Origin of the sequence: Anaerococcus lactolyticus ATCC 51172 (assembly GCF_000156575.1) — a bacterium.
Taxonomy (GTDB): Bacteria; Bacillota; Clostridia; order Tissierellales; family Peptoniphilaceae; genus Anaerococcus; species Anaerococcus lactolyticus.
Window position 1 is genome coordinate 156698 of the sequence record NZ_GG666046.1, and the last position, 9387, is coordinate 166084.

Below are 9387 nucleotides of genomic sequence, written 5' to 3' on the forward strand. Positions count from 1 at the left end.
TACCACGTTATCCAACTTAACGATACCCACCCAATCATTGCTATTCCTGAATTGATCAGAGTATTAGTTGATGAAAATGGAATCTTCTTTGAAGATGCAGTTAAGATTGCATCTAAGGTATTTGCTTTCACCAACCACACAGTACTACAAGAAGCTCTTGAAAGATGGTCAGAAGACCTCATGCAAGAAGTAAGCCCAAGATGCTTTGAAATCATCGAAGAAATCGACAAAAAACTAGTTGAAGAATTAAAGGAAAGAGGCTTCAGCGATGCTCAAATTGATCCATATAGGATAATGACCAACGGCACAGTGCACATGGCAAACCTTGCAATTTACGTAGGTTTCTCAGTAAACGGTGTAGCTGAAATTCACTCACAAATCCTAAAAGATGATACATTCAAAGAATGGTACAGGATAAGCCCAGAGAAATTCAACAACAAAACAAATGGTATCACCCCAAGAAGATGGCTTGTTTACTCAAATAGAGAATTAACAAACTTCATCACAGAAAAACTTGGCACAGATACATGGAAAAATAACCTAGACCAATTAAAGGGACTAGAAAAATACCTAGATGATGAAAAAGTCTTAGAAGAGCTATGGAACATCAAGCAAAAAAAGAAAAAACAACTTGCTAAATATATCCTAGAAAATGAAGGAATTAAGGTAGACCCAACATCAATATTCGATATTCAAATTAAGAGAATTCACGAATACAAGAGACAACACTTAAACATACTTCACATCATCCACCTATATCACCAACTAAAGAAGAATCCAGACATGGACTTCACACCAACAACCTTTATCTTTGGTGGAAAGGCAGCTCCAGGATACTTTAGAGCTAAGGGAATGATTAAACTTGCAAACGAAGTAGCAAGAGTTGTAAATAACGACCCAGACGTAAACAAAAAGCTAAAAGTAATCTTTGTACAAAACTACAGGGTAACCTACGCTGAAAAACTCTTCCCAGCAGCAGACGTATCTGAACAGATCTCAACTGCAGGTAAGGAAGCAAGTGGTACAGGAAACATGAAATTCATGCTAAACGGTGCTCTAACACTCGGAACACTCGACGGAGCCAACGTAGAAATATTCGCAGAAGCAGGCGAAGAAAACAACTACAGATTTGGTGCTACAGTAGAAGAACTAGCAGAAATTGCAAACTCATACAATCCATTCGAATACTACAGCAAGGACGAAAACATCAAAGACGTAGTAGATTCCCTAGTAAGTGGAGAATTTAATGACAATGGTTCCTACTACTTCCTAGACATCTACAACGAATTGATCAAACCACAAGATGGCAATAGGGGAGATCAATACTACCTACTAAAAGACTTTGAATCTTATAGACAAACACATGAGAGATTAAACAAAGAATACAGAAATAAACTTGAATGGTCTAGAAAATGCTTAAAGAATATTGCAAACGCAGGATTCTTCTCATCAGACAGAACAATTGTAAACTATGCTGATGACATTTGGAAAATAGACTAAGCATAAAATGAATTCAGAAATATTACTAGGAGTGATGATTCCCTTCATCGGAACTACCCTAGGTGCAGCTTGTGTATATATAATGAAAAACGAGCTGAAAGATAAGGTCCAAAAGGGCTTGTCTGGCTTTGCAGCAGGGGTCATGGTGGCAGCGTCCATCTGGTCCCTACTAATGCCAGCCATGGACATGGTCGATCTAAGATTAGGTCGCATGGCTTGGTTACCAGCTGCAGTAGGATTCATGGCAGGTATAGCTTTCTTACTATTCCTAGACTCAGTCATACCCCACCAGCATATTGATTCTGAAAAACCAGAAGGTATAAAGGCAGAAAGCCTTAGAAAAACAACTATGATGGTCCTTGCAGTAATCATACATAACATCCCAGAAGGAATGGCAGTAGGCGTATCCTTCGCAGGAGTCATATACGGCAAGGGCAATCTCACAATGGCAGCCGCCATGGTCCTATCAATAGGAATCGCCATCCAAAACTTCCCAGAAGGAGCCATCATCTCTATGCCACTTAAGGCAGTAGGAGTAAGTAAACATAAGGCCTTCGGCATGGGAGTATTCTCAGGTATAGTAGAACCGATAGCAGCAATCATCACAATTTTATTATCATCAATAATGGTACCAATCCTACCCTACCTCCTATCCTTCGCAGCAGGAGCTATGATGTATGTGGTAGTAGAAGAACTAGTCCCAGAAGCCACAGGAGAAGGCCAAAGCCACACCAACATAGGAACCATAGGCTTTTCCCTAGGTTTTGTTGTAATGATGATTTTAGATGTGATGCTTGGATAAATAAGAATGTTGTAAAATTAAAGTTAACTATCGTCCCATTATTAGAAGTTCATCTAATAATCTGGGGCGATCTTTTTATTAAAATAAAAATTTTAATTAGTTTTAGAAAATGTGACTAATTTTTTTAAAATGAAAGGAAATTGAGGGCTCATAAATTTTCATAAAATATCAAATTAGAGTATAAATATAATGATTGAAACAGAGGCTTATTCCATTGGATATGTAAGAAATACAATATTATGCCTTGCTTTATCTTTGTATTATCGTATAATTAGTCTGTTCATAATTATACATTAAATTATGAACAAATATTATAGAAAGAAGGTTATGTATTTGGTAGAAAATAAAAATTTTCATTGGCCAACTTTTATACTTATGGCAAGTGTAACATTTATGGCGATTTTGTCTGAATTAGTGCCGTCTGGAATCTTGCCAGAGCTTATGACTGGTCTTGGTATATCAGAAGCACAAGCTGGTACTTTAGTTGGTTTTTATGCAATAGCCAGTGCGATTTTTGCAATTCCATTAATATCTGCAACTGTTGAATTTAGCAGGAAGAAGCTTTTGCTTGGTTTACTAATAGGCTTTGCTCTAAGTAATATCTTAGTAGGTTTTGCACCTAGTTATAGTATTGCCATTGTTGGAAGAGTTATTGGTGGAATATGTGCTGGAGTTTTGTGGCCAATGATTGCGGCTTACGGAATGAAGCTTGTTGATGATGAACATAAGGGCTTGGCCGTCGCTGTCATTATGAGTGGTACTACATTTGGTATGAGCTTAGGTCTTCCACTTGTAACATTTATTGGTACAAATATTGGCTGGAGAGTTGAATTTTTAGTAATTGCAATTCTTATTATTTTTATTGCTCTAGGCAGTAATTTCATGTTGCCAGAAGTTTCTGGAGAAAAAAGAGTTGCGGCAAACTCACCTCTTACTCTTATCAAAAATAAAGGCGTGCTTATTATTATCTTACTTACCTTTATATCAGTAGTTACTAACTACGGAGTTTACACATATATCACAAATTTGGTTGATTCAATGAATTACAGTGGAGGAATTGGTTTTGCCCAAGTTCTTTTTGGAATTGGTTCAATCTTATCTGTTTTTATTGCAGGAAAAATTATTGATAAGCATATAAAGATACTTTGCCTTTTAATGTTAGCATCATCTTGCCTAGCCTTTATATTTTTTAGTGTCTTTTCATCAATTAGTCTTATGGTCCACTTAGGATTTATCCTATGGGGAATTGGCTTTGGAGCCTTAGTTACCTTATATCAAACAGCAGTTGCAAGACAAGTGCCACCAAACGCATCAGCAGTTGCTACGTCATTACAATCTGCAAGTTTTAATTTTTCAATAATGGTTGCAAGTTCACTAGGTGGAGCAATACTCGCAAATGGAAATATTAATAATCTACTTATCCTAATGGCTACAATCTTAGGAGCAGGTTTAGTGGTGACAATTTTATCAAAGAAGACAATGGCTTAATTATTTAAAATTTTTAGGAGGAATATATTATGAAGAAAAAATTTATTAATGCAAAAGTTTATGGTCATAAAGATGCATCTGAAATCTTAGTTGAAGATGGAAAATTTTCAAAATTTGGAAACAATCTTGGAAATGCAGATGAAGTTATCGATTTAGATGGAAAACTTGTTATTCCACCATATGTAGATGCTCACCTTCACCTTGACTACTACATGATTGGAAAAACTGATGAAGTTAAAAATGAATCAGGAACACTTTTTGAAGCAATAGATCTTTGGAATGACTTCAAAAAGGGAACAACAAAAGAAGAAATGAAGAAGAGGATTTATCAAGCGGTAGAAGATTGCCTTTCTTATGGTACTCAATATATAAGAGCTCAAACTGATTGTACTGATCCTAACCTAACAGGAATTAAGGCGGCTCTTGAAGTGCGTGATGAATTAAAAGATAAGTGTACAATCCAAGTCGTTGCCTTCCCACAAAATGGTATGTATTCATATAAAGAAGCTGGAAAAACTGGAAGGGATTTAGTTGAAGAAGCACTTAAACTTGGTTGTGAGGTTGTTGGTGGAATTCCACACAACGAATGGAGTCGTGAACTTGGAGAAAAGTCACTAAAAGAAATTGTTGCACTTGCAGTTAAATATAACAAACTTATTGATGTTCACTGTGATGAAACTGATGATGTTATGGCAAGATTTGTTGAAGTATTAAATGCAGAAGCAATGATGAACGGAATTGCTGAAAAAACAACAGCAAGTCATACTTGTTCCTTTGGTTCAGCAGATAATTCATATGCCTTTAGAATGATGGGACTATTTAGAAAATCTAAATTGAATTTTGTTTCCCTTCCAACAGAAAATGCCTTCCTACAAGGCCGTCAAGATTCATATCCAAAACGTCGTGGTATTACAAGGGTTCGTGAATTTGTAGACAACGGTGTTAATGTATGTTTTGCACAAGACTCTATAGTTGACCTCTGGTATCCAGCAGGTAATGGAAATCTAATGAATATTCTTGACAACGGAATCCATCTTGCACAATTGATGGGTGAAAAAGACTTTGAAAAAGACTTTGACCTTGTAACTTATAATGGAGCAAAGGCAATGTATCTCCAAGACGAATATGGATTTGATGAAGGAAAGCCAGCTAACTTTATAGTACTTGATGCGCCAAATGAATTTGAAGCAATAAGAAATAGGGCTGAATGTCTTTCATCAGTACGTAATGGAGAATTCTTATTTAAAAAAGCAAAGAGGGAATTTGAAGTTGCTCTTAAATTGAAATAATATTTATAAAAAAAGTTTAGGGACTGTGCAATAGCCCCAATATAGAAAAAGACGAGGAAACTAAACGACCTCGTCTTTTTATGATGTGATCTATTTATTAAAATTATATTAAATACAACGTTAGCAACTGAATTTCACTATATAATGATACAAATTTATTAAAATAAAAAATAAAATGTTGGTATTAAATATAGAATAAGGGTTTTGGAAGTTAAAAATACGAGGATAGCTAAAAAATCTATTAAATTTCATGGTTCGATAGGTGAAATTAGAAAAATATAATGAGCAAAACAGATTTACATATACTACTACATCACTTTAAGTTTCAATTTAATATTTCTAGTGTAAAAAATTTGAAGAAACAGTACTATATAATATATAAATACAAATCTATTGAAGGGATTAGCTATGAATTTTTTGAATAATTTTATTACAAGTCTTATGCTTATTAGGGTTACGGATATTATTGATATTGCTATGATTGCCTTTGTTGTTTATAAGCTTTTTTCTATTCTTAAAAACACTAGGGCTGAGCAGGTTTTGAAGGGGCTCATTTTTGTTCTTATCTTTGCATCAATCGCTGATATTTTAAACTTGAATACAGTTTCTTGGGTTATGAACCAGTTTTTGACTGTGTCTCTTGTTTTTATTATCGTCGTCTTCCAGCCTGAGCTTAGGACAGGTCTTGAAAGAATCGGTAGGGGCAGGTCTATCTTTTCTACTGATAAGAATAAAAAAGATGAGGATTCTATTAATGAGCTTGTCCTTGCTATGAGTTCTCTTTCTAGGCAAAAAATCGGGGCTCTTGTTGTACTTGAAAGACAGGTTGGTTTGTCCGATATTATCGAGTCTGGAACTATGCTTAATGCGGACATTTCTAGTGAGCTTTTGATTAATATTTTTATTCCTAACACTCCTCTCCACGATGGGGCGGTTATTATTAGGGAAAATACTATTACAGCTGCAGCTTGCTACCTTCCACTTTCAACTTCAAATACTATTTCTAAGGAACTTGGCACTAGGCATAGGGCTGCTATAGGTATTTCTGAAAGGTCCGATGCTGTTGTAATTATTGTTTCAGAGGAGACTGGTAATATTTCTATTGCTGAAAATGGAGTTATTAATAGGTATTTTGATGAAGATTCTTTGAGGATTCGCCTAAGGAATGAAATGTCAGAAAAGAGGGGAGAAGATGAATAAGATTTTAGATAGATTAAAAAAATACAATGCCACAAGTGATAAACAACTTCTCATCTTGTCTATAATTGTTGCGATTTTTATGTGGACCTATGTAACTACTTCTACTAATCCTTCCACCAATAGGACTTTTAGGAATATACCTATTATTATCCAAAATCAGGATAAGCTTGAGGAAAAGGGTTATACTATTGTTAGTAAGGATGATATTTCCTCTGTCAATGTAAGGTTGACAGGCTCTAGAGATAATATTGTAAGTTTAAAACCAGATGATATTCAGGCTTCTATAAATGTTATGGCATCTAGGCCTGGGATTACATCAGTTGATGTTAAGGTTGATACACCAACAGGAATTTATCTTGACTATGTTGATCCTGCAAAAATTAACCTTAATATCCAAAGGATAATTGAAAAGACTTTGCCTGTAAATATAGTCATAGCTGATAAGTTGAAGGATGGCAAGATTGTTGAGGTAAACGAGCAAAATCCAGAGCAAATTAAAATCAAGGGTCCTGAGTCACTTGTTAACCAGGTTGATAGGATTGAAGCCCACATTGATGATGCGGAATATTTAGACGGAAAAATCCATAATGTTGCTGTGAAGGCTCTTGATAAAAAAGGAGAACTTGTTGAGGGAGTTGATCTCGATAATAAGGATGTAAATCTTTCATTCTTTGTTTACGAGACTAAAAAGGTTAAGGTCAGACTTTCTGTAAGGGGTAGCATTGCCAATGGCTATGTAGAAACTCTAAGGGCAGTATCCCCAGATACTGTAGTTATCAAGGGACCAGGTCAAGTCATTAGAGATATAGATGAGATTTCAACTAGAACCTTAATTACGGGTTATATTAGGTCGTCAAAATCTGGTGAAGTTAAACTCGATTTGCCAGAAGGCGTTGAAGTATATGATGGAGATGACACTGTAACTTACAAGATAGAAATCCAAAGACTGCCATCAGCTACCAAGGATGCAGCAGAAGAAGATGAATAAGGAAGAAGTCCTTTTTAGGCTAGAAGATAAGGGCTATAAATCTTATTTGGTTGGTGGTTTTGTCAGAGATAAGCTTATGGGAAAACCTCCTTCTGATGTAGACATAGCAACCAAAGCCTTCCCTGATGAAATAAAAGAAGTTTTTAAAGATTATAAGACTCTTGATGTTGGCAAGGCTTTTGGGACCATAAAATTAGTTGCAGACGATAGGGATTATGAGATTACGACCTTTAGGAAAGATTTTTCTTATAAGGATAAGAGAAGGCCTGGGTCGGTAATCTTTGCCGACACAATTGAAGAAGACCTCAAAAGGCGAGATTTTACTATAAATGCCATGGCCCTTAGCAAAGATGAATTAATTGACCCCTATGGGGGTCAAGCTGATCTAGAGGCAAAAATTATAAGGGCAGTAGGCAATCCCTATGAGAGGATAAACGAGGACTACCTAAGGGCTCTGAGGGCTGTGAGGTTTGCGGCTAATTTAGGTTTTGATATAGAAAATGATTTGAAAGAAGCTATTAGGTCAAAGGTTAAAAACCTAGCCTACATATCTGTTGAAAGGCAAACGGCTGAGATAGATAAGATTTTACTAGGACCTGACCCAGCAAGGGGGCTTAGGCTCTTGGATGAAACAGGTCTGCTTGGTGGAATTTTTCCCGAAGTTAAGGCCATGGTTGGCTTTGACCAACATTCGCCCCACCATAATCTGGATTGTTTTGACCACACTCTTAAGGTTTTGGAAGGGACTCCTCTTGATTTGACAATTAGGCTAGCGGCTCTTTTTCATGATACAGGAAAGCCTAGCACTTTTTTCCTAGATGAAAATGGGAATGGTAGATTTTTTGGCCACCAGAAGATATCTAAGGATCTTGCAGAGGAGAGGTTAAGATATTTAAAATATTCAAAAAAATTAATTGAAGATGTTGGAGTCTTAATTGGTCGCCACATGGACTCGTCAAATCCCTATACAGAAAAATCTGTAGCAAGGCTTTTAAGAAGGATTGGCGAAGAAAATTTAAAAAGATTATTTGACTTGCAAGAGGCAGATATCCTAGCTACAGTCCATGATGACATCTCAAATATAGATAAGGGACGCAATTTATTAAAAGAAATTTTAGAGAAAAAGCCAGTGTTATCAAGGAAGGATTTAGCTATAAATGGCAGAGATTTAACAAAGATAGGCTTTGATGAAGGTCCAGACATAGGCTTTATATTAAGGAAAATTGAAAAAGAAGTTTTTGATGGAACTTTATCAAATGATAGGCAGATCTTGCTTAATGAGGCTAGGATTATAGGGTTAAAGCTTGATAGTAAGGCTTATGAGTAGTATATTATTTCAATGAGTAGAAAAGTACACGGAGGATTAAATGACAGAATTAAAATCACACGAAAACAATATAGCAAAGTTTGAATTTAACGTTAGCTATGATGACTTTAAGAAGGCAACTGACACAGTATATAAGAAAAACAAAAAGAGATATAGAATAGATGGTTTTAGACCAGGTCATGTTCCAAGAAGAGTTCTTGAAAAAATGTATGGCCCAGAAATTTTCTACGATGATGCTATCCAAATAGTATTCCCAGAGCCATATGAAAAGGCAGTAGAAGAATTAGGTCTTGAAGTAATAGACCAACCATCTGTTGACCTTGACGATATCGAAGAAGGTAAGGACATTACTTTCAAGGTAGAAGTAGAAACTAAACCACACCCAGTTTTAGGTGACTACAATGACCTTGTAATCGAAGAAGTTTCAGAAGAAGTTACTGATGAAGATGTTAAAGCAGAACTTGATAGACAATTAGAAGAAAATGCAAGACTTGTTGAAATCACAGATAGACCTGTTAAAAAAGATGATAAGGTAAATATCGACTTTGACGGCTACCTTGATGGAGAAAGATTCGAAGGTGGTAAGGCTGAAAAATATGACCTTGTAATTGGTTCAAACACTTTTATCAATGGCTTTGAAGATCAAATCATAGGCCACAATGTTGGTGATAAATTTGACGTTAATGTAACTTTCCCAGAAGATTATCAAGCTAAAGAGTTCCAAGGCAAAGATGCTAAATTTGTTGTTGAAATTAATTCTATCACAGAAAAACAACTTCCAGAACTTGACGAT

8 protein-coding genes are annotated in these 9387 nt (G+C 35.7%); all 8 read left to right on the top strand.

The window, feature by feature from the left end:
- A partial coding sequence (glgP, locus tag HMPREF0072_RS12455; RefSeq protein WP_004828027.1) for a glycogen/starch/alpha-glucan family phosphorylase occupies window positions 1-1500 on the top strand: 1500 nt, incomplete at its 5' end.
- Window positions 1501-1507: 7 nt separating this feature from the next.
- Window positions 1508-2302: a ZIP family metal transporter gene (locus HMPREF0072_RS05340; RefSeq protein WP_004828029.1), complete on the top strand. Its 795-nt coding sequence runs from the start codon at window positions 1508-1510 to the stop codon at window positions 2300-2302.
- Between the two features lie 327 nt (window positions 2303-2629).
- Entirely contained in the window at window positions 2630-3790 is a 1161-nt protein-coding gene (locus tag HMPREF0072_RS05345) for an MFS transporter (RefSeq protein ID WP_050755266.1), read from the top strand.
- Window positions 3791-3819: 29 nt separating this feature from the next.
- Window positions 3820-5079, top strand: coding sequence for an amidohydrolase family protein (locus HMPREF0072_RS05350; RefSeq protein ID WP_004828033.1), 1260 nt, complete (start codon window positions 3820-3822; stop codon window positions 5077-5079).
- A 408-nt stretch (window positions 5080-5487) separates the two neighbouring features.
- Complete coding sequence (cdaA, locus tag HMPREF0072_RS05355; RefSeq protein ID WP_004828040.1) at window positions 5488-6279, top strand: diadenylate cyclase CdaA; 792 nt, start codon at window positions 5488-5490, stop codon at window positions 6277-6279.
- On the top strand, window positions 6272-7267 hold the full coding sequence (locus tag HMPREF0072_RS05360) for a CdaR family protein (protein WP_004828042.1): 996 nt from the start codon (window positions 6272-6274) through the stop codon (window positions 7265-7267). The genes cdaA and HMPREF0072_RS05360 overlap by 8 nt, the downstream gene beginning before the upstream one ends.
- Complete coding sequence (locus HMPREF0072_RS05365) at window positions 7260-8594, top strand: CCA tRNA nucleotidyltransferase (RefSeq protein WP_050755267.1); 1335 nt, start codon at window positions 7260-7262, stop codon at window positions 8592-8594. The genes HMPREF0072_RS05360 and HMPREF0072_RS05365 overlap by 8 nt, the downstream gene beginning before the upstream one ends.
- Window positions 8595-8634: 40 nt before the next feature.
- Window positions 8635-9387, top strand: a 753-nt coding sequence (gene tig, locus HMPREF0072_RS12460) for a trigger factor (RefSeq protein ID WP_004828047.1), incomplete at its 3' end; no start/stop codon positions are given.

What these genes read in the sequence shown, in the direction of transcription:
- HMPREF0072_RS05340 (WP_004828029.1), top strand. Translation starts at nt 1,508, where the DNA reads ATGAATTCAGAAATATTACTAGGAGTGATGATTCCCTTCATCGGAACT.
- HMPREF0072_RS05345 (WP_050755266.1), top strand. Translation starts at nt 2,630, where the DNA reads ATGTATTTGGTAGAAAATAAAAATTTTCATTGGCCAACTTTTATACTT.
- HMPREF0072_RS05350 (WP_004828033.1), top strand. Translation starts at nt 3,820, where the DNA reads ATGAAGAAAAAATTTATTAATGCAAAAGTTTATGGTCATAAAGATGCA.
- cdaA (WP_004828040.1), top strand. Translation starts at nt 5,488, where the DNA reads ATGAATTTTTTGAATAATTTTATTACAAGTCTTATGCTTATTAGGGTT.
- HMPREF0072_RS05360 (WP_004828042.1), top strand. Translation starts at nt 6,272, where the DNA reads ATGAATAAGATTTTAGATAGATTAAAAAAATACAATGCCACAAGTGAT.
- HMPREF0072_RS05365 (WP_050755267.1), top strand. Translation starts at nt 7,260, where the DNA reads ATGAATAAGGAAGAAGTCCTTTTTAGGCTAGAAGATAAGGGCTATAAA.